This window comes from Methylobacterium jeotgali (genome assembly GCF_022179345.1).
Taxonomy (GTDB): domain Bacteria; phylum Pseudomonadota; class Alphaproteobacteria; order Rhizobiales; family Beijerinckiaceae; genus Methylobacterium; species Methylobacterium jeotgali.
Map to the genome: position 1 here is coordinate 33,903 of NZ_BPQR01000019.1, position 20,404 is coordinate 54,306.

The window sequence follows — 20,404 nt, forward strand, 5'->3', positions numbered from 1 at the left end:
GACGCCGCCCATGGACGACGACATCTGGACGCCGAAGCGTCCGGCCGCCCACGAGATCGGCCAGAAGCTCGACGACCTCTCCGTGGACGATCTCGAGGCCCGCGCCGCGTCGCTGCGCGCCGAGATCGAGCGTATCGAGGCGGCGATCACCGCCAAGCGCGCCGCCCTGGAGGCGGCGGGCTCGGTGTTCAAGCTGTAGCGCGCTGGGCGCGCTCCTCCTCGACGAGACGGGCCACGTCCTCCGGCTCGACCCGGTCCATCGTCTGGCGGATGCGGAAGGCGCGGGTCGGCTCGGCCGCGCGCATCACCAGCACCACCGTCTCCATGTCGGGACAGCCCGGATCGGGGCAGGCCAGCTCGTTGAGATGCAGCGCGTCGTCCTCGCCGAGGGCGAGGGCGGCGGAGATCTCGCCCTTGAGGCGGCCCGCCAGCGCGGCGCGCTCGGCGGAGCGCGACCGCCAGGCCTTGAGGCTGACGAAGGCCATCGCGCCCGGCGTCAGGCCGCCCGGTCCCAGACGGGGAACGGGTCGGGCAGGGAGCGGAAGGGCGCCGGATCGAAGCGCGTCGTCGCCACCGAGCCGACGAGGCAGGCGTCGAGCGCCGTGGTGATCGCGTCCCGGTCGAGATTCGTGCCGATGAAGACGAGCTCCTGGCGGCGGTCGCCCCAGACCGGACTCCAGACCTTCGTCAGGCGTTCCTGCATGGCATCGTCTCCGGGCCAGCGGGCGCGCGGCACCGCCGCCCACCAGTAGCCCATCGCCGAGACCCGCGCGACCGCCCCGGCGAGCGAGAACTCGCCGACCCAGTTCGGCCGCGTCGCCAGCCAGAAATGCCCCTTTGCGCGGATCAACCCCGGCCAAGTCTGCGCGACGAAGGCGCCGAAGCGCTCCGGGTGGAAGGGCCGCCGTGCCCGGTAGACGAAGGAGCCGATGCCGTACTCCTCCGTCTCCGGCCGGTGCTCGTGCGGGGCGTAGAGCTCCTTGAACCAGAGCGGGTGCCGCTCGGCGCGCTCCTCGCTGAACAGGCCGGTGTCGAGCACCTCGGCGAGCGGCACCTGCCCGTGGCGCGCCTCGACGATGCGGGCGTCGCCGTTGAGCCCGCGCACCACTGCTCGCACGAGGTCGAGCTGCGCGGAACTTGCGTCGCCGGCCTTGTTGATGACGATCACGTCCGCGAACTCGATCTGCTCCACGAGGAGGTCGACCAGCGTCCGCTCGTCGCCGTCGCCCGCCGTCTCGCCGCGGTCGCGCAGAAAGGCGTTGGATCCGTAATCCTTCAGGAGGTTCAGGGCGTCGACCACGGTCACCATGGTGTCGAGGCGCGCGATGTCGCTGAGCGCGGCCCCGTCCTCGTCGCGGAACGAGAAGGTGCTTGCCACCGGCAGCGGCTCGGCGATGCCCGTGCCCTCGATGAGCAGGTAGTCGAAGCGGCCTTCCTCGGCGAGGCGGCGCACCTCGGCCAGGAGGTCGTCCCGCAGGGTGCAGCAGATGCAGCCGTTGGTCATCTCCACGAGCCGCTCGTCCGTGCGCGACAGCCCGGCGCCGCCCTCGCGGACGAGATCAGCGTCGATGTTCACCTCGCTCATGTCGTTGACGATGACGGCGACGCGCCGGCCCTCTCGGTTGTTCAGGACGTGGTTGAGCAGCGTCGTCTTGCCGGCCCCAAGGAAGCCTGACAGGACGGTGACGGGCAATCGACGATCCACGGCAGGCTCCATATGCAACATTATTACATTGCTTGCATGAAGTGTGGCCGTCAAGCGTCGTCCGGGAGATTTCAGTCCACTTCTCGACAATGAATGCCTGGGCGCGTTTTCGGTGTGCTACAGCGGCGCCGGTGCAACCTGGGAGGCCCGTCGCTCGTCTCCCCTCAGGACGGACACGAGGAGCCGACGTGCGACCCTGGCGGGACAGCCCCAAGGACCGGCGCAGCTACCACCACGGCAACCTCAAGGAGGCGCTGATCGAGGCGGCGCGCCGCTTCATCGCGGAACGCGGGGTCGGCGGCTTCACCCTGGTCGATGCGGCTCGTCTCGTCGGCGTGACGCCGGCCGCGCTCTACCGGCATTTCCGCGGCCGGGAGGCGCTGCTCGAGGAGGTCGCCGGCCGCGGCTTCGCGGATCTCGCCGACCGGCTGGCCCGGGCGATCGGCTCGCAGGGCACGCCGCTCGAACGCTTCACCCGGATGGGCGAGGCCTATCTCGCCTTCGCCGAGGAGGAGCCGGGCTACTACGCGGCGATCTTCGACACCCGCAGCTTCGGAGCGCCCGTGCAGGCGGCGGAGACGCGGCCCGGCCCTTTCGACCTCCTCGTGGAGGCGCTGCGCTCGACCTTCCCCGCCGGCTTCGGCGGCGTCGATCCGCGCTTCGTGGCGCTGGAGGTCTGGGCGCTCTCGCACGGCCTCGCGACGCTGGCGGCAGCGGGCCAACTCCCCAAGGGTCCGGGCGTGCCGGACAAGTACGAGCTGCTGCGGGCCGGCGTCCTCGCCATCGTCCACGGGGCCGGCTCCCCCGCGCAGCGGCAAGGCCCTTGAAACCGCCTCTCGGCATCCGCATGTGAATGCTGTTCACATCAATGGGAGCCGTGAGCCGTGAGCTTTTCCACAACGTCGCGTTGGGCCGGTGGCGGCGCTTGCCGCAGCGGCCCCTTTCCCCGGCGCTCGATCGAGATCGGCGCCATCGTCGTGAGCTTCATCTACTGGTGGCCGCTGGGGCTCGCCCTGGTCGGCTGGAAGCTCGCGGGTTACCCAGCGGCCTCCGAGCTGCGGGACCTCGTCAAGGGCGGCCTCAAGCGCTGGCAGAGCGGCGACATGCGTCCGCCGTCCCGCTTCGCCCGGGCCTTCGCCGCGGCGGGTGCTGGCGGCTTCACCGGCAACCGGGCCTTCGACGACTACCGCCGGGCGGAGCTCGACAAGCTCGACGCCCAGCGCCGGGCGCTCCAGGAGGAGAGCCGCGCCTTCACGGCCTTCGTGGAGGAGCTTCGCCGGGCCAAGGACCGCGAGGAGTTCGACGCCTTCATGGCCAAGCGCCGCGGCGAGGAGCGCCGGAGCGAGGGCGGCCCGGCCGTCTGATCCGATCGTCCTGAGTGGTGAGGAGGGCTCCCGTCGCGAGGCGGGAGCCCTTCTTGCATCCGGCCGTCCGCCATGCGGAAACGGTCCGGGGAGGGCGCGAGACATGAACGCAACCGTGACGGTGGTCGATCATCCGCTGGTGCAGCACAAGCTGACGGTGATGCGCGACCGGGACTGCTCCACGAAGGGCTTCCGCCAGCTCCTCAACGAGATCGGCATGCTGCTCGCCTACGAGGTCACGCGCGACCTGCCGCTGGAGCCCGTGAGCATCGAGACGCCGGTCGCGCGGATGGAGGCGCAGCGCATCCAGGGCAAGAAGCTGGTGCTGGCGCCGATCCTGCGCGCGGGCGTCGGCTTCCTCGACGGGATGCTCTCGCTGGTGCCCTCCGCCCGCGTCGCCCATGTCGGCATCTACCGCGACCCGGAGACGCTCGAGGCCGTCGAGTACTACTTCAAGGCACCCTCGGACCTCGCCGACCGCACGGTGCTGGTCCTCGACCCGATGCTCGCCACCGCGAACTCGGCCGTCTCCGCCATCGGCCAGCTGAAGAAGCGCGGCGCCCGCGACCTGCGCTTCGTCTGTCTGCTCGCCGCGCCCGAGGGCATCGCCCGCCTGCAATCGGCCCATCCGGACGTGCCGATCTGGACGGCGGCGATCGACAGCCACCTCAACGACCACGGCTACATCGTGCCCGGCCTCGGCGATGCCGGCGACCGGATGTACGGCACCCGCTGAGCGCGGCCCTGCCAGCCAGCGGTCTTGCCAACCGGGCTCCGCGCCGCAATGAGGGGCCATCCACGGAGAGACCCGATGACAGGCACGCTTCCCGAGACCATGCGCCGGATCCGCTTCGACGGTGCCGGCGGACCGGAGGTCGCGAAGGTCGAGACGGCGCCGCTGCCGAAGCCGGGGCCGGGGCAGGTGCTGGTCGAGGTCGTCGCGGCGGGCGTGAACCGGCCCGACGTCATGCAGCGCCAGGGCCTCTACCCTCCGCCGAAGGGCGCCACCGAGATTCCGGGGCTGGAGATCGCCGGCCGCGTCGTCGCGCAGGGCGAGGGCGTCAGCGAGCCCGCCATCGGCGCGGAGGTCTGCGCGCTGGTCATCAGCGGCGGCTACGCGGAGTTCGCGGTGGCCGAGGCGGCGCAGTGCCTGCCGCGCCCGGCGCCGCTCTCGCTGGTCGACGCCGCCGGCATCCCGGAGACGTTCTTCACGGTCTACTCGACGGTGATCCAGCGCGGTCGCCTGAAGGCCGGCGAGACCTTCCTCGTCCATGGCGGATCGAGCGGCATCGGCTCGACGGCGATCCAGATCGCCAAGCGCCACGGGGCGCGGGTCATCACCACGGCGGGCTCGGCCGAGAAGTGCCGCTTCTGCGAGGCGCTCGGGGCCGACGCGGCGATCAACTACCGCGAGGCGGACTTCGCCGAGGAGATTAAGACGATCACCGGCGGCAAGGGCGTCGACGTGATCCTCGACATGATCGGCGCGAGCTACCTCCAGAAGAACCTCTCGGCGCTCGCCGTCGAGGGGCGGCTGGTGCTCATCGCCCTGATGGGCGGGCACAAGGCCGAGACCGTCAACATCACGCCGATCATGCTCAAGCGCCTCACCTTCACGGGCGCGACGCTGCGGGCCCGGCCGAACGCCGACAAGGCCGAGATCGCCGAGGGCCTGCGCCGGGACGTGTGGCCGGATCTCGACTCCGGCGCGATCCGGCCCGTGGTCCACGCCACCTTCCCCCTGGAGGCCGCGGCCGAGGCCCACGCGCTGATGGAGTCGAGCGCGCATCTCGGGAAGATCCTGCTCGTCACCGGCCGCTGACGGGAAACGGCAGGAACCAGCCGCGCCAAGCTCGCGTTCGACCTCCATCGAGCGCTCCGTCCCGGCGGAGCGCGTTCCGGCCCCGCGGGGGGCTCTACCGATCGAGGTGAGAGATGGCCGAACGCCTACCCGAGACCGACGCGCGCCAGGGCAGCAAGGGCAAGCCCATGCTGTTCGTGCTGATCACGAGCCTCCTCCTGCTCGGGATCGCCACCGCCGGCCTGCTGACCTGGCAGGGCACCAAGTCCCCGAACGACTACGCCAGCCGCAGCCAGGACGCCGCGCGCGGCGAGGTCACGGGCTCGGTCAGCGGCCAGCCCGGCTCGGCTTCGACGAACTCGAGCAACGTGCCGGCCGGCAACCCGGCCTATCCGTCGCCGGCCCAGCCGAAGACGGGCGCGGGCACGGAGCGTCCGAACCCGTAAGCGTCCAGGACGAGCGTTGGGAGCCGGTCCGCGAGAGCGGGCCGGCTTCAGCGCGTCGGGACGGGGTGCTCGCCGCGGTAGTCGTAGAAGCCGCGCTTGGTCTTGCGGCCGAGCCAGCCGGCCTCGACGTACTTCACGAGGAGCGGGCAGGGGCGGTACTTCGAGTCCGCGAGGCCCTCGTAGAGCACCTGCATCACGGCGAGGCAGGTATCGAGGCCGATGAAGTCCGCGAGCTGGAGCGGGCCCATGGGATGGTTGGCGCCGAGCTTCATCGCCGTGTCGATCGCCTCGACCGATCCGACGCCCTCGTAGAGCGTGTAGATCGCCTCGTTGATCATCGGCAGCAGGATGCGGTTGACGATGAAGGCCGGGAAGTCCTCCGACACCGTCGAGGTCTTGCCGAGCTTGGCGATGAAGCCCTTGGCCGCCTCGTAGGTCGGGTCCTCGGTCGCGATGCCGCGGATCAGCTCCACGAGCTGCATCGCCGGCACCGGGTTCATGAAGTGGATGCCGATGAAGCGCTCCGGCCGGTCCGTCGAGGCGGCGAGGCGCGTGATCGAGATCGACGAGGTGTTCGTGGCGACGAGCGTCTCAGGGCCGAGATGCGGGCAGAGCGCCGAGAAGATCTGGCGCTTGGTGGCCTCGTCCTCGGTCGCCGCCTCGATCACGAGGTCGCAGGTGGCGAGGTCGGAGAAGCCGTCCGCCCGCTGGACCCGCTCCCGCGCCTGCCGCCGCTGGTCCTCGTCGATCGTGCCCTTGGCGACCTGACGGGCGAGAAAGCCGTCGATGGTGGCGAGTCCTGAGTGGACACGCTCGGTCTCACGATCGTTGATGAGGACGTCGAGCCCGGCGACCGCGCAGACATGGGCGATGCCGCTGCCCATCTGACCGGCACCGACGATTCCGATCCGCTTGATGTCGATACTCATCTCTCGGCCCATTCCTCGGCGCACGTCCATGAGAGCACGCCACCGCCCCGCGAAATCATCCGCCGCGTCGGACTTCTAGACCATTCTCGCGCCGCCGTGCAGCCCTCCGCCCGGCGGCGCCGAGGCTCAGCCCTTCGCCTTGGCGACTTCCGCCTGAAGCTCGGGAACGACCTGGAAGAGGTCGCCGACGAGCCCGTAATCCGCGACCTGGAAGATCGGCGCGTCCTCGTCCTTGTTGATGGCGACGATGACCTTCGAATCCTTCATGCCGGCGAGATGCTGGATCGCGCCGGAGATGCCGACCGCGACGTAGAGGTCGGGCGCCACGACCTTGCCGGTCTGGCCGACCTGCCAGTCGTTCGGGGCGTAGCCGGCGTCGACCGCGGCGCGCGAGGCGCCGACCGCGGCGCCGAGGCTGTCGGCGAGCGGCTCGATCAGCTCCTTGAACTTGTCGGCCGAGCCGAGGGAGCGGCCGCCGGAGACGATGATCCTGGCCGCGGCCAGCTCCGGCCGGTCGGACTTGGCGATCTCCTCGCCCTTGAAGGAGGAGCCGGCCTGGCCGGGCGCGGCCGCCGAGACCGCTTCCACCGCCGCATCCGACCCGCCTTCGGCCGCCGCCTTGAAGGCGGCCGTGCGCACGGTGATCACCTTCTTCGGGCCCGGCGCCTGGACGGTCTGGATGGCGTTGCCGGCGTAGATCGGCCGCTCGAACGTGTCGGGCGAGACGACCTTGATGATGTCGGAGACCTGGGCGACGTCGAGGAGTGCCGCCACCCGCGGCAGCACGTTCTTGCCCGTGGTCGAGGCCGAGGACACGATCGCATCGTAGGGCTCGGCGACCGCGGCGATCAGGGCCGCGGTCGGCTCGGCGAGGGCGTGATCGTAGGCCGCGTCCTCGGCGACGAGCACCTTCTCGATGCCGTCGAGCTTGGCCGCGGCCGAGGCGACCGCGCTGGCCCCAGAGCCGGCGACGAGGCCGTGGACGGGCGCGCCGAGATCCTTGGCGGCGGTGAGGGCCTTCAGCGTGGCGTCCTTCACGGCGCCGTTGTCGTGCTCGATCAGGAGAAGGGTCGTCATCGTGGCGTTTCCTGGGGCGCGGCCGCCGGGCGCCTGGGGGCGGCCGCGAGCGGGCATCGGAGGGGACGGCGGCGGAGGGGGATCAGAGGACCCCGGCCTCGACCTTCAGCTTCTGGACGAGCTCGGCCGCGGAGGCGACCTTGACGCCGGCCGAGCGGCCCGGCGGCTCGGCGGTCTTGAGGACCTTCAGCTTCGGGGTCACGTCGACGCCGAGCGCCTCGGGGGCCAGCTCCTCGAGCGGCTTCTTCTTCGCCTTCATGATGTTGGGCAGCGAGGCGTAGCGCGGCTCGTTGAGGCGCAGGTCCGTGGTGACGATCGCTGGCAGCTTGAGGGCCACGGTCTGGAGACCGCCGTCCACCTCGCGGACCACGTCGACGGCGCCGTCGCCGAGCTCGACCTTGAAGGCGAAGGTGCCCTGCGGCCAGCCGAGCAGCGCGCCGAGCATCTGGCCGGTCTGGTTGGAATCGTCGTCGATCGCCTGCTTGCCGAGGATGACGAGCCCGGGGCTCTCCTTCTCGACAACGGCCTTGAGGAGCTTGGCGACCGCCAGCGGCTCGCAGTTCACGTCGGTCTTCACCAGGATCGCCCGGTCGGCGCCCATGGCGAGGGCGGTGCGCAGCGTCTCCTGGGCCTGCTGCGGCCCGATCGAGACCGCGACGATCTCCGTGACCTTGCCCTTCTCCTTCAGGCGGATCGCCTCCTCGACGGCGATCTCGTCGAATGGGTTCATCGACATCTTGACGTTGGCGAGCTCGACGCCGGACCCGTCGGCCTTGACGCGGATCTTGACGTTGTAGTCGACGACCCGCTTGACGGGCACCAGAACCTTCATGGCGGTCACGATCCTCCGAGTGAGACACAGAGCCGGCGGGCCGTCGCCCCCGTCCGGCGCCGTTGGCGCCGCAACATGCAAGCTCGGCCTCTTTACAGGGCGGCGGACCGTAACGGCCACATTTCCGCCTTGTCAACGCGAGCCGTGTGCACTGCGGCAGCGCGGTCGCCTCAGCGATTCTGGCCGGGCACCCAGAGCACGTCGCCGGCCCCGCCGGCATTGGCGGCGCGCGCGGCGACGAACAGAAAGTCGGAGAGCCGGTTGAGATACTGCACCGCCTCCGGCGAGACGGTCTCGGCCGCCGCCAGCGACACGGTGAGCCGCTCGGCCCGCCGGCAGACGGTGCGGGCGAGGTGGAGCGCGGCCGCCGCCGGCGATCCGCCCGGAAGCACGAAGGACTTGAGCGGCGACAGCGCCGCGTTGAGCGCGTCGATGTTCTCCTCGAGGCGCTTCACCTGCGCCGGCACGATCCGCAGGGGCTCGTAGGCCGGCGGCTCGACGCTCGGCGGCGTGGCGAGATCGGCGCCGAGGTCGAAGAGGTCGTTCTGGATGGCGCCGAGCATCGCGTCGAGCCCCGGCTCGGCGTGCAGCCGGGCGAGGCCGACGCAGGCGTTGGTCTCGTCGACCGTGCCGTAGGCCTCGACCCGCAGGTCGGCCTTGGAGCGGCGCTCGCCGTTGGCGAGCGCGGTCGTGCCGCGATCACCCGTGCGGGTGTAGATCCTGTTGAGAGTGACCACGCGGCACGCCTTCCGAGTTTCGCCGGGAGGCCGCGACCCTGGCCAAAACGCCGGCCGCCCGCAAGGCGGCCGGACCGTCCGACGTCAGAACGTGTAGCCGATCTTGCCGCCGTAGTTCGTCAGGCCGCGGTTGTTGGCGCACAGGCCGGCGTTCGACATGTGCTCGATGGTGGCCATGATGCTCCAGTGCTCGGTGATGCGGAAGCCGAGCGCCGCGGCCTCGCGGAACAGCGGCGAGCAGCCGAGGGAGTTGAAGCCGTAGGGGGTAAAGGCCTTCGGCCCGGTGTAGCCGTTATGGGCGGCGCCGCCGAAGAAGCCGTCGAGGAACACCCGGCGCCCGAAGGTCTCTGGGAAGAGGTCGACGCTCCAGGTCGCGCCGAGATAGGCGTAGCTGGTGCGGCCGCCGGTGTTGTAGCTGCCGCCGACCGTCGCGCGGGGCACGAAGGCCTGCCAGAACGGGTCCTGGAACACGATCGGCTTCGCGAACAGGATCTCGCCGACGACGTTGGCGGTGCTGAAACCGCGGGCCTTGCCCTCGGCGCTGCCGGGATCCTGGACAGTCCCGCCGATGCGCAGCTCCGAGACGATCGAGTAGGGCTGGGCGGGAGGAGCGTAGGCGAGCGGGGCGGGGGCCCTGGCGCCCCCGAGATCGGCGGCCTGAGCGACGGTGAGGCCGGAAGCGGCGAGGACGCCGAGGAGAATCCGGGCAGTGGGTGACGTCATTGGCGGCCGGTCCGTCCATTTCAATCCGTCTCGACTATCACGCCGACCGGACCGCAGCCCGTGAATTCATCCGGCGCCTGTGCTTTTGCTGAACCTGTGGGGCGCGAACGCCACACTCGGCCGCTCTCGCCGGCCATCCCCGGCACGGCCAGCCGAGGATCGGACGTTCAGGACGGGGCCGCCACGGAGATGAACCGATGACTCATCCTCGGCACGGCATCCGCATCGCCGATGCGCCCCTCGCGCAGGGAAGCTTCCCAATCCGGCGCGAGGCGGCGCGAGCCGCGATCGGGGCGGGGCTGTCGGTGACGGCCTGCCTGATGCCGGGGGCGGTTTGGGCCCAGGACGAGGCCCGCGTGGTCGGGTTGTGGAAGCTCGTGTCCTACGAGGTGGAGGCCCGCGCCGACGGCACGAAGCTGCCGGCGATGGGCGAGCGTCCGACCGGCTACGTCATCTTCACGCCGGAGAAGCGCGTCTTCTTCATCCTCACCGGCGAGGGCCGCAAGCCGGCGGAGAGCGACGCGCAGCGCGCGGCCCTCTTGCAGACGCTCGTCTCCTATACCGGCCGCTACCGGCTCGACGGGGACAAGTGGACGACCAGCGTCGACGTGGCCTGGGACCCGAAATGGATCGGGACGGAGCAGACCCGCTCCTTCACCCTCGAAGGCGATCGCCTGCAAGTGCTCACCCCCTGGCGGGTCATGCCCAACTGGGCCGACCGCGGAGAGACCCGCAGCATCGTGACCTTCGAGCGCGCCAAGGAGTGAGCAAAGGCGCGTGTCCGGAGCCCGCGGTCAGGCCGACCGCCACCAGACCACGCCCATGATGACGATGATCGCGACGAACTGGAGCAGCACGCGCAGGCGCATCAGGCGCTGCGAGAGGTTGGCGCTGCCGCCGCGCATCATGTTCACGAGGCCGAGCAGCAGCACCACCGCGACGGCGGCGCAGGCGACGAGGACGAGGGTGTTGGAGGACATCATCGGTCGAGCTTTCCGGGGACGATCGGTCTGCGGCCGTCTTACGCTTCCGGACGGCCGGGCGGCAGGCCGCGCGCCCGGTCAATTGCGACGCAGCAGTCGCTCGAAATAGTCGAGCTCCTCGCGCGGGCGGCTCGGGTCGCCGAGCTTGCGGCGCAGCTCCTCCATGATCTTGCGGGCCCGCTGGACGGCGGACTCGTCGGCGCCCGGCACGCGCACCCTTCCGTCGGAGGTCTCCCGGCCCTTGGTCGGGCGGCCGAGGGGGTCGTCGTCGCGGTTGCCCGCCTGCCCCTGCGGGCCGCCCTGCTGGTTGCCCTCCTGCTCGCCCTGGCCCTGGCCCTCGGCCTCGGCCATCTCCTGCATCTGCTTGGACATGCCCTCGGCGCCGCGCTTCAGCCCGTCGAGGGCGCGGCCCTGCGCGTCGACCGCGTCGCCCTGGCGGCCCTCGCGCAGGGCCTGCTCGGCCTCGCGCATGGCGCCCTCGGCGTCGGAGAGCCCTTCCTCGCCCTGGGCGCCGTTCTCCTTCATGCGCTTCTGGAGGTCCTCGAGGCGCCGCCGCAGGGCCTGCTGGCGCTCTCCGGGGTTGCCGTCCGCCTGGCCCTGACCCGGCCCCTGACCCTGGCGGCGCTCCTGGCCGCGCTGGCCCGGCTGCTGGTCGCCGCTCTCGCCCTGCTGGCCCTGGCCGCCCTGCTGGGGCTGGCGCCCCTGTCCCTGCTGCTGTCCCTGCGGCTTCCCGCCGGGACGGCGCTGCTGGCCCTGTTGATCCTCCCGGAAGGTCTCGTCGCGCAGCTCCTGCTGGTCGCGAGTCATCGCGTCGAGCTCGCGCATCTGCTTCTGCATCTCGCGGGCGGTCTGGTCGGGCTTACCCCCGCGGTCGGCGCTCTGGAGGTTCTCGAGGGTGTTGCGCAGCTCCTCCATCAGGCGCTGCGCCTCGGCCGTGTCGCCCCGCTTCATGGCGTCGGCCATGTCCTGGATCATCTTCTGGAGCTGGTCCGGCGTGACCGTCTTCGCGCCCCGCTGCGGCTGCTGCTGCTCGCCGCGCTCGGCGCCGTCCTTGTTCTGCTGGCGCTGGGCGAACTCCTGCATGAACTTGTCGAGCGCCTGCTTCAGCTCCTGGGTGAGGCGCTGGATCTCCTCGTCGGAGGCGTTGCGGTCGATGGCGTCCTTGAGGCGGTCCTGCGCCTGGCGGAGCTGCTTCTCGGCGTCCGAGAGGTCGCCATCCTCGATCTTGAGGGCCATCTCCCAGAGGAGCGCGGCGACCTCGCGCAGGCCGTCGTCGTCGCGGGCCGCGCGCAGCCGCGAGGTCGCGGTGCGCAGGCCGAGATAGACGCTCGGGTTCGGGGTGAACTGGTCGGGGGCGATCAGCAGCGCGTCGAGGGCGGTCTGGGCATGGAGACGGCCCTCGTCGGGCCCGGTGAGGAGCCGGCGGCGCTCTTCTGCAAGCGCCCGCGCCAGCGGGTCCCGGAAGGGCCGGGCCGGCAGAGTCATCTCGGCGGGCTCGGTGCGGCCCTCCTGGCCGGCCTCGTCCTTCACGACGATGTTGAAGCGCACCCGCGCGCCGGACCACGGATTGTCGGTGAGGTCGACCAGCGTCTTGGTGTCGGTCTCGCCGCTGGTGTCGGAGGGCAGCGCCAGGGGGATGCGCGGCGGCGGCACCAGGGCGCGCCCCGCCTTCAGCGGCTCGACGATGCCCTCGGCGGAGGCGAGGCCGTAATCGTCCTTGGCACGGTAGGTGAGGTTGAAGGTGCCGCGCCCGTTCACCTCCGGGCCGCCGACGCTGCGCACCTCCGGCGGCAGATCGGGGATGGCGTCGATGACGAGACGCTGCTCGGCGCCGCCCGCCGTCACCCTCAGCTCGGAGACGGGACCGACGATGCGGAAGCGCTCCTCACGCAGATCCGGACGCGCGGGCTTGCCGGGCAGCCCCTCCAGGCCGGAATGGGGAACGAGGCTCGCCTCGCCCTCGCCGGCGATGCGCACCACGAGCTGGGAATTCACCGGCGCCCGCAGACGGTGCTCGGCGCCCGAGAGGGCGACGATGAGCGGCGGCATCCGCGTGTAGAGGGGCGGATCGATCCAGCCGTCGACCCGGAAGCTCGGGCCGGGAGGCGGAGGCTCGCGCCAGTCGAACGCCGCGCCGATGCGCCCGCGCCACTCGCTGCCGGCGACGAACAGGCTCGCGGCGCAGGCGACGATCAGCGCGGCGCGGAGCGCGTAGGGGTCGCGCCGGGGCATCTCCGGGCGGGGCGGGCCGACGGTGAGCCGCGCCACCGCCTCGGCTGCCCGCCGCTGGTGGAGCGCCCAGAGGGCGCGGGTGGCCGGGTCGGCATGGCCGAGGGCGAGGTTGTCCTCGACGGCCGAGGCCGGATCGTGCGCGGAGCCGCCGGAGCGGGCGGCCTCCCGGTCGATGCGCGCCAGCGCCTCCCGCCGGCCGGGCCTGCGCAGGCCGGCGAGGGGGTAGGCGGCGAGGATCAGCAGCCCGGCGAAGACGGCGAGCCCCGCCATCCGCCAGCGCGGCCCGAGGTCGAGCCAGAGCCCGAGCCAGGACAGGACCACGAAGAGCCCGGCGACGCCGGCGATCCGCCAGAGCAGCGGCCAGGCCCGCTCCCACAGCCCGGCGAGGCTCGCGCGCCGCACCAGGGCGTCGAGCCGGGCGCGGGCCGGGCCGGCGGCGGAGTCGTGTCCGGGCCTGGTGTCGCTGCTCACGCGGATGTGCCGTTCCTCGTCTGGCCGGTCGGGAGGCTAGCACGGTGCCCCCCGCCGGACGCCGGGTCAAATCAGCCCAGCCCGCGTCTGTCAGCGGGACCGTTCGGACCCATCTTCCCGGACGCATCCTCGACGAGGCCGCCATGAGCGACGACGCGCAGCAATTCGCGAGCGACAACTACTCCGGCATCTGCCCGGAGGCCTTCGCCGCGATGGAGGCGGCCAATCGCGGCCACGCCCCGGCCTACGGGGAGGACGCCTGGACGATCCGGGCAGCGGACGCGCTGCGCGACCTGTTCGAGACGCGCTGCGAGGTGTTCTTCGCCTTCAACGGCACGGCCGCGAACTCGCTGGCGCTCGCCTCGCTCTGCCAGTCCTACCACAGCGTGATCTGCGCCGACTCCGCCCATGTCGAGACCGACGAGTGCGGCGCGCCGGAGTTCTTCTCCAACGGCTCGAAGCTGCTCGCGGTGCGCACCGCAAACGGCAAGCTCGACCCACAGGCGATCCGCAGCGTCGCCATGGCCCGCAGCGACATCCACTTCCCGAAATGCCGGGTGGTGACGCTGACCCAGCCGACCGAGACCGGACAGGTCTACACGCTCGACGAGATCCGGGCGATCGCGGCGACCTGCCGGGTGCTGGGGCTCAGCCTGCATATGGACGGCTCGCGCTTCGCCAACGCCTGCGCCAGCCTCGGCTGCGCGCCCGCCGACATGACCTGGCGGGCGGGCGTCGACGTGCTCTGCTTCGGCGGCACCAAGAACGGCATGCACGCGGGCGAGGCGGTGATCTTCTTTGATCCGAGCCTCGCGGAGGATTTCGGCTACCGCTGCAAGCAGGCCGGGCAGCTCGCCTCGAAGATGCGCTTCCTCGCCGCCCCCTGGGTCGGGATGCTGGAGAGCGGGGCCTGGCTCAGGAACGCCGCCCACGCCAACGCCTGCGCAAGGCGCTTCGCGGAGGGCGTCGCCGGGCTGCCGGGGATCGAGCCGCTCTTTCCCGTCGAGGCGAACGCGGTGTTCCTGCGGATGCCGCCGCCGGTCATGGAGGCCCTGCGGGCGCGGGGCTGGCGATTCTACACCTTCATCGCCGGGGGCGCCCGCTTCATGTTCGGCTGGGACACGCAAGGCCCCCGCCTCGACGCGCTGGTCCGCGACCTCGCCGAGGCCTGCGCCGATCAGGCGGAGAGCCAGTCCGGCACGCGGTCGAGACCGATGAGCTCGTCATAGGTCTGGCGCGGGCGGATCACCGCGCTGCGCTCGCCGTCGACCATCACCTCGGGCACGAGGAGCCGGGTGTTGTAGGTGCCGGCCTGGACGGCGCCGTAGGCGCCCGCGGTCATCACGGCCAGAAGGTCGCCGGGCTTCGGCTCGGGCATCTCGCGGTTCAGGGCGAGATAGTCGCCGCTCTCGCAGACAGGGCCGACCACGTCGGCGGTGAGGCGCGGCGTCTCGGCGGCCGGCTCCGCGACGGGGCGGATCGCGTGGTAGGCCTCGTAGAGGGTCGGGCGGATGAGGTCGTTCATCGCCCCGTCGACGATCACGAAGACGCGGCCCTCGGAGCGCTTCACGTAAAGGACCCGCGTGACCAGGATGCCGGCGTTGCCCGCGATCATGCGGCCGATCTCGAAGACCGGGCGTAGGCCGAGCGGCGCGAAATGCGGGCGCAGCACCGCGGCGAGCGCCTGGGGGTCAGGTGGGGGCGCGTTGTCGTCCCGGTAGGGGATGCCGAGTCCGCCGCCGAAATCGATGTGATGGAGCGCGTGCCCGTCCGCGATCAGGTCGCGGGCGAGGCCAGCGAGGAGGCGCGCGGCGGAATCGAAGGGCGCGAGATCGGTGATCTGGCTGCCGATATGCATGTCGACGCCGGAGACGGCGAGGCCGGGGAGCGCGGCGGCGCGGGCGTAGACCTCCCGCGCGCGGGTGATCGGGATGCCGAACTTGTTCTCGTACTTGCCCGTCGAGATCTTGGCGTGGGTGCCGGCGTCGACGTCCGGATTCACCCGGATCGAGACCGGCGCGCGGAGCGACAGGCTGGCCGCGACCTCGGAAAGGGTCTCCAGCTCCGGCTCGCTCTCGACGTTGAAGCAGAGGATGCCGGCCTTCAGCGCGGCGGCCATCTCGCCGCGCGTCTTGCCGACGCCGGAGAACACGATCCGCTGCGGGTCGACGCCGGCCGCGAGCGCCCGGCGCAGCTCGCCCTCCGAGACGATGTCCATGCCGGCGCCGAGGCGGGCGAGGCTCGTGAGCACCGCCTGGTTCGAGTTCGCCTTCATCGCGTAGCAGACGAGGGCGCTATCGTCGGCGAAGGCCTCGGCGAAGACCCGGTAGTGCCGCTCCAACGTGGCGCGGCTGTAGCAGTAGAACGGCGTCCCGACCTCGTCGGCGAGGCGGGCGAGGTCAACCTCCTCGGCGTGGAGGCGTCCGTCGCGGTAGTGGAAATGATGCATCGGTGGCTCGGCGCGGCAGGGGCGCGGGACCGGGCCCGCCCGGCCGCGTCGCGGCTCAGCCGCCTATCACAGCAGCGGGTCGAGGATGAAGGGCTGCTTCGGGATGGTGTAGCCGCGCTTGGCGCCGCGGCTCGTCTCGATCGGCGCGTCCGAGCCGCCCGGCGCCAGGGCGGAGGCGGGTAGCTCGTCGCCCTCGGCCACGGCGGAGCGGGCCGGCGCGGACGATCCCTCGCTCTGGCCGATGCTGCCCGGCAGGGCCCGCGACGAGGCGGGCGAGGGGCTCGCAGGCCGCTCGCGGGCGGAGGCGTTCGGCGCCTCGAGTGCGCCCTTGCGGCCGCAGCCGGCGGTCAGGCCCAGCAGCGGGACCAGCAGGATCGCCGCGGCGATCCTCAGGGAAGAGCCCCGGCGCGCGGGGAAGGGCGTCGTCGTCACGTCAGCAAACCGCTTTCCGGCAGAGCGTGCCCGGCGGCGCGTGCGCGGGGCCGGGCGCACCTTAGCCGTATCCTGCGGCCGGCGCGAGCGCCCCCGCGCAACAGGGCCTACTTGCCCTTCTTGCCGGCGCCGCTGCCCGCGTAGGCGTCGATGGCGCGGCGACAGTTCTCGGAGAGCTTGTCCCAGTTCTTCTCGAAGCACTGCTCCAGCGCCGGGTCCTCGGGGGCGAGGTTGCCGCAATAGGTCAGGTAGTCGCCGGTGCAGTACTTCTTGATGGTCTCGTTGCCCTTCTTCATCTTCGGCGCCGGATCGGCGAGGGCTGGGCCCGCGCCGAGGGTGAGGCCGACGGCGAGCGCGAGGGAGGTCAGCGGCTTGAGCATGAACTCTCGATTCCGTGATGATCGGGGGAGAATGGCCCCCCGATGATGCCATTGCGTGGTCGAATAAAGGCGGGACTGCGCGCGATGCGCCCCCGTCTCGGGCCGAGGCTCAGGTGGAGCCGACGGCCCGCGCGGGAAAGGACTCGGCCTTGGGGAGGCGCTGGCGGCCGGTGATCTGATCGGCGACCTCGCCGATTCGCCGCCTCAGATCGGCATCCTCCGCACGCATCTCTGCGAGCGCCGCCTCGCGCGCGTCGGACAGGGCGGATTCCGCCGCCGCGAGGCGTTCGCCGAGCGCCGCACGCTGGCTGGCATCGGAGGACGCCGGCCGTTCGTGCAGCGCCTCGAGGGCGTCGAGAAGCTCGACATGGGCGTCTTCGAGGGCGGCGAGCGCGGCGAGGGCCGTCGCGTTCTCCCCACGCGTCGTACCGAGCTCGGTTTCGATGCGGGCGATGGTGGCCCGGTCGGCCGCCAGGAGCCGGTCCCGCTCGGAGATGTCGCCCTCGCGGGCCTTCACGTCGCGGGAGAGCGCCGCGATCTCCATGGTGCGAGCGCCGATGGCGGCGAGATCGGCGTGACGGGCGGCGTGGGCCGCCTCGACGCGGCGCTCCAGGCGGCGCTGCTCGACGGCGAAGGCCGCCCGCAGGTGGTCGCGCTCCGCGGCGACCTCCCGCTGCGAGAGCGGCAGCATCGCCTCCACCCGGCGGCGGGACAGTCGCAGGGCGCGGGCGTTCAGGGCCGGCAGGAACAGGATCGCGCCGAGGCTCGCCACGAGGAAGCCGAGCGCGAAGATCATCACCGTCTCGATCACGCCCGCCCGCCGTCCTTCCGCTTTCTCGCCGCCCGGAGCGCTCCTTTAGCGCGATCCGCCGGCGCTGTCGCGGGGCCGGCTCAGAACGGGTTCCAGGTCGGCCGCGCGGTGAACTTCAGATAGCCGACGTTTATCCCGAGCCGGGCGCCAACGCCGGTGCGGATCGGCACCACGACGATGCCGTCCGAGGTCGTCGCCGTCATGCCGAAGCCGCCGATGAAGTAGGCGGAGCCGTCGACGCCGCCGAAGCGGCGGTAGAGGTCGCGCACGCTCGACAGGTTGTAGACGAGCATCATGGTGCGGGCGCCCTCGCCCCCGACGTCGAAGCCCAGCGTGGGGCCCTGCCAGTAGATCCGGCGCTCGCCGGCGTTGCGGGTGTAGAGCGTGCCCTCGCCGTAGCGCAGGCCGCCGACGATGGCGCCGGAGGCCTCCTGGCCGAGGATGTAGCCGTTGGGCTCGCCCCAGCGCCGCGTCGCCTCCTGCACCGTGAGGGCCAAGCCGCGGGAGACCGAGCCGAAGAACTTGTGGCCGGAGTCGACGATCTCGGCGGGGCGGAACGCGTCCGGGTTGCCGGGGTCCTCGCCGCGGGCCTGGGTCGCGACGCCGCCGAGCGCCACGGAGCCGAGAAGGCCGAGCATCAGGGCGAGGCTGGCGCGCCGGTCGGCGCGGGTGTGAACTGGGGTCGTCATGCGTCCTCCACGGCGGCCGGAGCCGCTCCGTCGCGGGCGGGGCGGCGAGGGGCGTCGCCACCGGCCCGGGCCGATTGAACCCGGCAATTGCGGCCGAACCCGTCACGGGTGGACGCCGGCTCGCCGGAGAGGTTTGCGCCGCGCCGCCTCGTGCGTACGAACCGTGCGGGAAGCGCGGGCGCAGGGACCCACGATTCGGACGCGAGCATGGACCGGAATTCCGCAAGATGTGGTTAACGCGCCGTCAATCGCTGGCCCTGGCGCTGCTCGGAGCGGGGCCGGCGCACGCCCTGCCGGCGCTTCCCGACGTCGACCTGCTGGCGCTGCGCGGCTTCGATCCGGTGAGCTACTTCCTGCCGGAGGGCCCGAGGGCCGGGCACCCGGCCTTCGAGCTTTCCTGGCGGGGCCGGGTCTGGCGCTTCGTCGGCGCGGCCAATCGCGAGGCCTTCCGCCGGGATCCGGCGGCCTACGCGCCGCGCCTCGGCGGCTTCGATCCGGTCGGGATGGCGAACAGGCGCATCGTCGACGCCGATCCGCTGATCTTCGCGGTGATCGAGAACCGGCTCTACCTGTTCCGTGATCGCGATCGCCGGGACGCCGCGCTCGCCGATCCGGACCTCGTCCGGCGGGCCGAGGCGGAGTGGCCGGCGCTGCGCGGCGTCACCGAGGGCACGCCCCCGGATTAGCCGGCCGCCAAGGCGATCCTCTCGGCGATCCGCTCGCCGAGCCCCCTGTCGCCGAGCGCCGCGAAGGGGCCGTTGCGGTAGCCGTCGCCGTGCCCGCCGTAGCGGATCGGGCCGCCGTCGGGCGTGACGACCGCGCCGCCCGCCGCCGCGACGATGTGATCGCCCGCGGCCGTGTCCCATTCCATGGTCGGGCCGCAGCGCACGTAGAGATCGGCTTCCCCGCAGGCCACGAGGCCGAACTTCAGGGCCGAGCCGGCACCGCGTCGCCCGGCGACGGGCAGCGCGGCGAGGCAGGCCTCCGTCGCCGCGTCGCCATGCCGGCCGCTGACGAGCGCGGTGAGACCCTCCGCCGGCGCCGCCCGCACCCGCACCGCTCTGTCGGCGCCCGGCCGCCCCTCGACGACCGGCGCCTCCCGCGCCGTATCGCCGGCGAACCAGACCCGGCCGAGGCCCGGCGCGGCCAGCGCCGCCGCCACCGGCCGCTCGCCTGCGACGAGGGCGATGTTGACCGCGTACTCCGGGCTGCGGGCGAGGAACTCGCGCGTCCCGTCGAGGGGGTCGACCAGGAAGAACAGCGGAGCGGGCCGCACTGCGCGGCAGGTCTCTTCGGCGATCACCGGGATGCCCGGCCAGCGCGCCGCCAGCGCCGCGAGGATCAGCTGCTCGGATTCGAGGTCGGCGACGCTCGCCGGGGAGCCGTCCTCCTTGAGGTGATGCGCGCACGGACCCCCGTGATGGGCCCGGAGCACCTCGCCCGCCGCACAGGCGATCTCGGCGAGGGCGGCCGCGATCTCGGCGCGTTCGGTCGGGCTCGGTGTCATCGGGTCGTCATGCCCGAGGGCCGTCCCCGTGTCGACGGCCGGGACCGCGAACGCTTTCCAAAGGCCGGCGCGGCGTCTATCCGTGCCGCCTACCGATCGGAAGCCCCTCGCGCGGAGCGCGCCATGACCGCCCTGAACCTCGACGCCCTCGACCTGTCCGCCCTGCTGTGCTCGCGCGTCTGCCACGACGTCATCAGCCCGGTCGGCGCCATCGTGAACGGTCTCGAGGTGCTGGAGGACGATTCCGACGAGTCGATGCGCGAGTTCGCCCTCGACCTGATTCGCAAGAGCGCCAAGACGGCCTCCGCCCGGCTCCAGTTCGCGCGCATCGCCTTCGGGGCGGCGGGCTCGGCCGGCTCCTCCATCGATCTCGCCGACGCCGAGAAGGTGTCCCGCGGCATGTTCGCGGACGAGAAGACGCAGCTCACCTGGAGCGCGCCGCAGGCCCTGTTCCCGAAGAACAAGGTCAAGCTGCTCCTCAACCTCGTGATGATCGCCACCGGCGCCATCCCCCGCGGCGGCCTGCTCGACGTGGTCGTCGCCGGCACCGCCGAGGAAGCGACGATGACGATCAAGGCCAAGGGCAGCTACGCGCGCATCCCGCCGCATGTCGAGGAGCTGATCGCGGGCCGCTCCGAGACCGGCACCGTCGACGCTCACGGCATCCTGGCCTTCTACGCCGGCCTCGTGGCGCGGGCGGCGGGCATGCGCGTGTCGCTGTCCATCGAGGGCGACACCGTGACGGTCCACGCCGAGCCCGGCGCGGCGCCCGCCGCTGCGACGGAGGAGGGGCCCGGCGACACCGGGCTCGCGTGAAGCACGAACACGAGGTTGTG

The 20,404-nt window shown here is 72.1% G+C and carries 25 protein-coding genes; 10 read left to right on the forward strand and 15 right to left on the reverse strand.

The features are described from left to right. Positions 1–10: 10 nt before the first annotated feature. The gene (locus MFF04_RS06015; protein WP_238274546.1) at positions 11–199 is read left to right on the forward strand and encodes a DUF1192 domain-containing protein; all 189 of its coding nucleotides are present in this window, start codon (positions 11–13) and stop codon (positions 197–199) included. On the opposite strand, the gene MFF04_RS06020 is transcribed toward MFF04_RS06015, so the two are convergent. Then, positions 189–485 carry a hypothetical protein gene (locus MFF04_RS06020; protein ID WP_238274547.1) on the reverse strand — a complete coding sequence of 99 codons (297 nt, stop codon included), beginning with the start codon at positions 483–485 and terminating at the stop codon, positions 189–191. The two genes, MFF04_RS06015 and MFF04_RS06020, sit on opposite strands and share 11 nt — an antisense overlap. A gap of 11 nt (positions 486–496) precedes the next feature. Continuing rightward, complete coding sequence (zigA, locus tag MFF04_RS06025) at positions 497–1,705, reverse strand: zinc metallochaperone GTPase ZigA (RefSeq protein WP_238274548.1); 1,209 nt, start codon at positions 1,703–1,705, stop codon at positions 497–499. Positions 1,706–1,893: 188 nt separating this feature from the next. On the opposite strand from zigA, the gene MFF04_RS06030 reads away from it, so the two are divergent. The 5 genes from MFF04_RS06030 (at position 1,894) to MFF04_RS06050 (ending at position 5,316) form a co-directional block, all read left to right on the forward strand. Then, on the forward strand, positions 1,894–2,532 hold the full coding sequence (locus tag MFF04_RS06030) for a TetR/AcrR family transcriptional regulator (RefSeq protein WP_238274549.1): 639 nt from the start codon (positions 1,894–1,896) through the stop codon (positions 2,530–2,532). A 57-nt stretch (positions 2,533–2,589) separates the two neighbouring features. Next, positions 2,590–3,069, forward strand: coding sequence for a DUF2852 domain-containing protein (locus tag MFF04_RS06035; RefSeq protein WP_238274550.1), 480 nt, complete (start codon positions 2,590–2,592; stop codon positions 3,067–3,069). Positions 3,070–3,172: 103 nt separating this feature from the next. Next, on the forward strand, positions 3,173–3,805 hold the full coding sequence (gene upp, locus MFF04_RS06040) for a uracil phosphoribosyltransferase (RefSeq protein WP_238274551.1): 633 nt from the start codon (positions 3,173–3,175) through the stop codon (positions 3,803–3,805). Between the two features lie 75 nt (positions 3,806–3,880). After that, complete coding sequence (locus MFF04_RS06045) at positions 3,881–4,891, forward strand: NAD(P)H-quinone oxidoreductase (protein WP_238274552.1); 1,011 nt, start codon at positions 3,881–3,883, stop codon at positions 4,889–4,891. A 113-nt stretch (positions 4,892–5,004) separates the two neighbouring features. Further along, positions 5,005–5,316 carry a hypothetical protein gene (locus MFF04_RS06050; RefSeq protein ID WP_238274553.1) on the forward strand — a complete coding sequence of 104 codons (312 nt, stop codon included), beginning with the start codon at positions 5,005–5,007 and terminating at the stop codon, positions 5,314–5,316. A gap of 47 nt (positions 5,317–5,363) precedes the next feature. On the opposite strand, the gene MFF04_RS06055 is transcribed toward MFF04_RS06050, so the two are convergent. The 5 genes from MFF04_RS06055 to MFF04_RS06075 all read right to left on the reverse strand — a co-directional run bounded on the left by MFF04_RS06055 (position 5,364) and on the right by MFF04_RS06075 (position 9,614). Continuing rightward, positions 5,364–6,245, reverse strand: coding sequence for a 3-hydroxybutyryl-CoA dehydrogenase (locus MFF04_RS06055; RefSeq protein WP_238274554.1), 882 nt, complete (start codon positions 6,243–6,245; stop codon positions 5,364–5,366). A 126-nt stretch (positions 6,246–6,371) separates the two neighbouring features. Further along, positions 6,372–7,322 carry an electron transfer flavoprotein subunit alpha/FixB family protein gene (locus tag MFF04_RS06060; RefSeq protein ID WP_238274555.1) on the reverse strand — a complete coding sequence of 317 codons (951 nt, stop codon included), beginning with the start codon at positions 7,320–7,322 and terminating at the stop codon, positions 6,372–6,374. 82 nt (positions 7,323–7,404) lie between these two features. Beyond that, positions 7,405–8,154 carry an electron transfer flavoprotein subunit beta/FixA family protein gene (locus tag MFF04_RS06065; RefSeq protein ID WP_238274576.1) on the reverse strand — a complete coding sequence of 250 codons (750 nt, stop codon included), beginning with the start codon at positions 8,152–8,154 and terminating at the stop codon, positions 7,405–7,407. A 170-nt stretch (positions 8,155–8,324) separates the two neighbouring features. Beyond that, entirely contained in the window at positions 8,325–8,891 is a 567-nt protein-coding gene (locus MFF04_RS06070) for a cob(I)yrinic acid a,c-diamide adenosyltransferase (RefSeq protein WP_238274556.1), read from the reverse strand. Positions 8,892–8,975: 84 nt separating this feature from the next. Further along, positions 8,976–9,614 (reverse strand): acyloxyacyl hydrolase, encoded by a 639-nt coding sequence (locus tag MFF04_RS06075; RefSeq protein ID WP_238274557.1) that lies wholly within the window; start codon positions 9,612–9,614, stop codon positions 8,976–8,978. 197 nt (positions 9,615–9,811) lie between these two features. Between MFF04_RS06075 and MFF04_RS06080 the strand changes: the two genes are divergently transcribed. Then, the gene (locus MFF04_RS06080) at positions 9,812–10,381 is read left to right on the forward strand and encodes a lipocalin-like domain-containing protein (protein ID WP_373319970.1); all 570 of its coding nucleotides are present in this window, start codon (positions 9,812–9,814) and stop codon (positions 10,379–10,381) included. 27 nt (positions 10,382–10,408) lie between these two features. Here the strand turns inward: MFF04_RS06080 and MFF04_RS06085 are convergent, their stop codons facing one another. Together MFF04_RS06085 and MFF04_RS06090 are read right to left on the reverse strand one after the other, a co-directional pair. Continuing rightward, a complete protein-coding gene (locus tag MFF04_RS06085; protein WP_163535937.1) occupies positions 10,409–10,594 on the reverse strand; it encodes a twin transmembrane helix small protein in 186 nt (61 codons plus the stop codon). Positions 10,595–10,675: 81 nt separating this feature from the next. Further along, positions 10,676–13,306, reverse strand: a complete 2,631-nt coding sequence (locus MFF04_RS06090) for a TIGR02302 family protein (RefSeq protein ID WP_373319972.1) — start codon at positions 13,304–13,306, stop codon at positions 10,676–10,678. Between the two features lie 137 nt (positions 13,307–13,443). Here MFF04_RS06090 and MFF04_RS06095 point away from each other — a divergent pair, with 137 nt between their 5' ends. After that, complete coding sequence (locus tag MFF04_RS06095) at positions 13,444–14,529, forward strand: threonine aldolase family protein (protein WP_238274559.1); 1,086 nt, start codon at positions 13,444–13,446, stop codon at positions 14,527–14,529. Here the strand turns inward: MFF04_RS06095 and lysA are convergent. The 5 genes from lysA to MFF04_RS06120 all read right to left on the reverse strand — a co-directional run bounded on the left by lysA (position 14,478) and on the right by MFF04_RS06120 (position 18,061). After that, positions 14,478–15,749, reverse strand: a complete 1,272-nt coding sequence (lysA, locus tag MFF04_RS06100) for a diaminopimelate decarboxylase (RefSeq protein WP_238274560.1) — start codon at positions 15,747–15,749, stop codon at positions 14,478–14,480. The genes MFF04_RS06095 and lysA overlap by 52 nt on opposite strands. 66 nt (positions 15,750–15,815) lie before the next feature. Beyond that, the gene (locus tag MFF04_RS06105) at positions 15,816–16,181 is read right to left on the reverse strand and encodes a hypothetical protein (RefSeq protein ID WP_238274561.1); all 366 of its coding nucleotides are present in this window, start codon (positions 16,179–16,181) and stop codon (positions 15,816–15,818) included. Positions 16,182–16,288: 107 nt separating this feature from the next. Continuing rightward, positions 16,289–16,561, reverse strand: a complete 273-nt coding sequence (locus MFF04_RS06110; protein WP_238274562.1) for a 3',5'-cyclic-nucleotide phosphodiesterase — start codon at positions 16,559–16,561, stop codon at positions 16,289–16,291. Between the two features lie 109 nt (positions 16,562–16,670). Further along, entirely contained in the window at positions 16,671–17,372 is a 702-nt protein-coding gene (locus MFF04_RS06115; protein ID WP_238274563.1) for a hypothetical protein, read from the reverse strand. Between the two features lie 80 nt (positions 17,373–17,452). Further along, a complete protein-coding gene (locus tag MFF04_RS06120) occupies positions 17,453–18,061 on the reverse strand; it encodes a DUF1134 domain-containing protein (protein ID WP_373319971.1) in 609 nt (202 codons plus the stop codon). A 227-nt stretch (positions 18,062–18,288) separates the two neighbouring features. On the opposite strand from MFF04_RS06120, the gene MFF04_RS06125 reads away from it, so the two are divergent. Beyond that, a complete protein-coding gene (locus tag MFF04_RS06125; RefSeq protein ID WP_238274564.1) occupies positions 18,289–18,747 on the forward strand; it encodes a YHS domain-containing (seleno)protein in 459 nt (152 codons plus the stop codon). On the opposite strand, the gene MFF04_RS06130 is transcribed toward MFF04_RS06125, so the two are convergent. After that, positions 18,744–19,568 (reverse strand): 3'(2'),5'-bisphosphate nucleotidase CysQ family protein, encoded by an 825-nt coding sequence (locus MFF04_RS06130; protein WP_238274565.1) that lies wholly within the window; start codon positions 19,566–19,568, stop codon positions 18,744–18,746. The two genes, MFF04_RS06125 and MFF04_RS06130, sit on opposite strands and share 4 nt — an antisense overlap. A 123-nt stretch (positions 19,569–19,691) precedes the next feature. Between MFF04_RS06130 and chpT the strand changes: the two genes are divergently transcribed. Beyond that, entirely contained in the window at positions 19,692–20,384 is a 693-nt protein-coding gene (chpT, locus tag MFF04_RS06135; protein ID WP_238274566.1) for a histidine phosphotransferase ChpT, read from the forward strand. The last annotated feature ends 20 nt before the right edge of the window (positions 20,385–20,404 follow it).

Bases quoted from the DNA above. Each gene is read 5' to 3' on its own strand.
- MFF04_RS06015 (WP_238274546.1), top strand. From the start codon at position 11: ATGGACGACGACATCTGGACGCCGAAGCGTCCGGCCGCCCACGAGATC.
- MFF04_RS06020 (WP_238274547.1), bottom strand. From the start codon at position 485: ATGGCCTTCGTCAGCCTCAAGGCCTGGCGGTCGCGCTCCGCCGAGCGC.
- upp (WP_238274551.1), top strand. From the start codon at position 3,173: ATGAACGCAACCGTGACGGTGGTCGATCATCCGCTGGTGCAGCACAAG.
- MFF04_RS06045 (WP_238274552.1), top strand. From the start codon at position 3,881: ATGACAGGCACGCTTCCCGAGACCATGCGCCGGATCCGCTTCGACGGT.
- MFF04_RS06050 (WP_238274553.1), top strand. From the start codon at position 5,005: ATGGCCGAACGCCTACCCGAGACCGACGCGCGCCAGGGCAGCAAGGGC.
- MFF04_RS06055 (WP_238274554.1), bottom strand. From the start codon at position 6,245: ATGAGTATCGACATCAAGCGGATCGGAATCGTCGGTGCCGGTCAGATG.
- MFF04_RS06060 (WP_238274555.1), bottom strand. From the start codon at position 7,322: ATGACGACCCTTCTCCTGATCGAGCACGACAACGGCGCCGTGAAGGAC.
- MFF04_RS06065 (WP_238274576.1), bottom strand. From the start codon at position 8,154: ATGAAGGTTCTGGTGCCCGTCAAGCGGGTCGTCGACTACAACGTCAAG.
- MFF04_RS06075 (WP_238274557.1), bottom strand. From the start codon at position 9,614: ATGACGTCACCCACTGCCCGGATTCTCCTCGGCGTCCTCGCCGCTTCC.
- MFF04_RS06080 (WP_373319970.1), top strand. From the start codon at position 9,812: ATGACTCATCCTCGGCACGGCATCCGCATCGCCGATGCGCCCCTCGCG.
- MFF04_RS06085 (WP_163535937.1), bottom strand. From the start codon at position 10,594: ATGTCCTCCAACACCCTCGTCCTCGTCGCCTGCGCCGCCGTCGCGGTG.
- MFF04_RS06095 (WP_238274559.1), top strand. From the start codon at position 13,444: ATGAGCGACGACGCGCAGCAATTCGCGAGCGACAACTACTCCGGCATC.
- lysA (WP_238274560.1), bottom strand. From the start codon at position 15,749: ATGCATCATTTCCACTACCGCGACGGACGCCTCCACGCCGAGGAGGTT.
- MFF04_RS06110 (WP_238274562.1), bottom strand. From the start codon at position 16,561: ATGCTCAAGCCGCTGACCTCCCTCGCGCTCGCCGTCGGCCTCACCCTC.
- MFF04_RS06120 (WP_373319971.1), bottom strand. From the start codon at position 18,061: ATGACGACCCCAGTTCACACCCGCGCCGACCGGCGCGCCAGCCTCGCC.
- MFF04_RS06125 (WP_238274564.1), top strand. From the start codon at position 18,289: ATGTGGTTAACGCGCCGTCAATCGCTGGCCCTGGCGCTGCTCGGAGCG.
- MFF04_RS06130 (WP_238274565.1), bottom strand. From the start codon at position 19,568: ATGACACCGAGCCCGACCGAACGCGCCGAGATCGCGGCCGCCCTCGCC.
- chpT (WP_238274566.1), top strand. From the start codon at position 19,692: ATGACCGCCCTGAACCTCGACGCCCTCGACCTGTCCGCCCTGCTGTGC.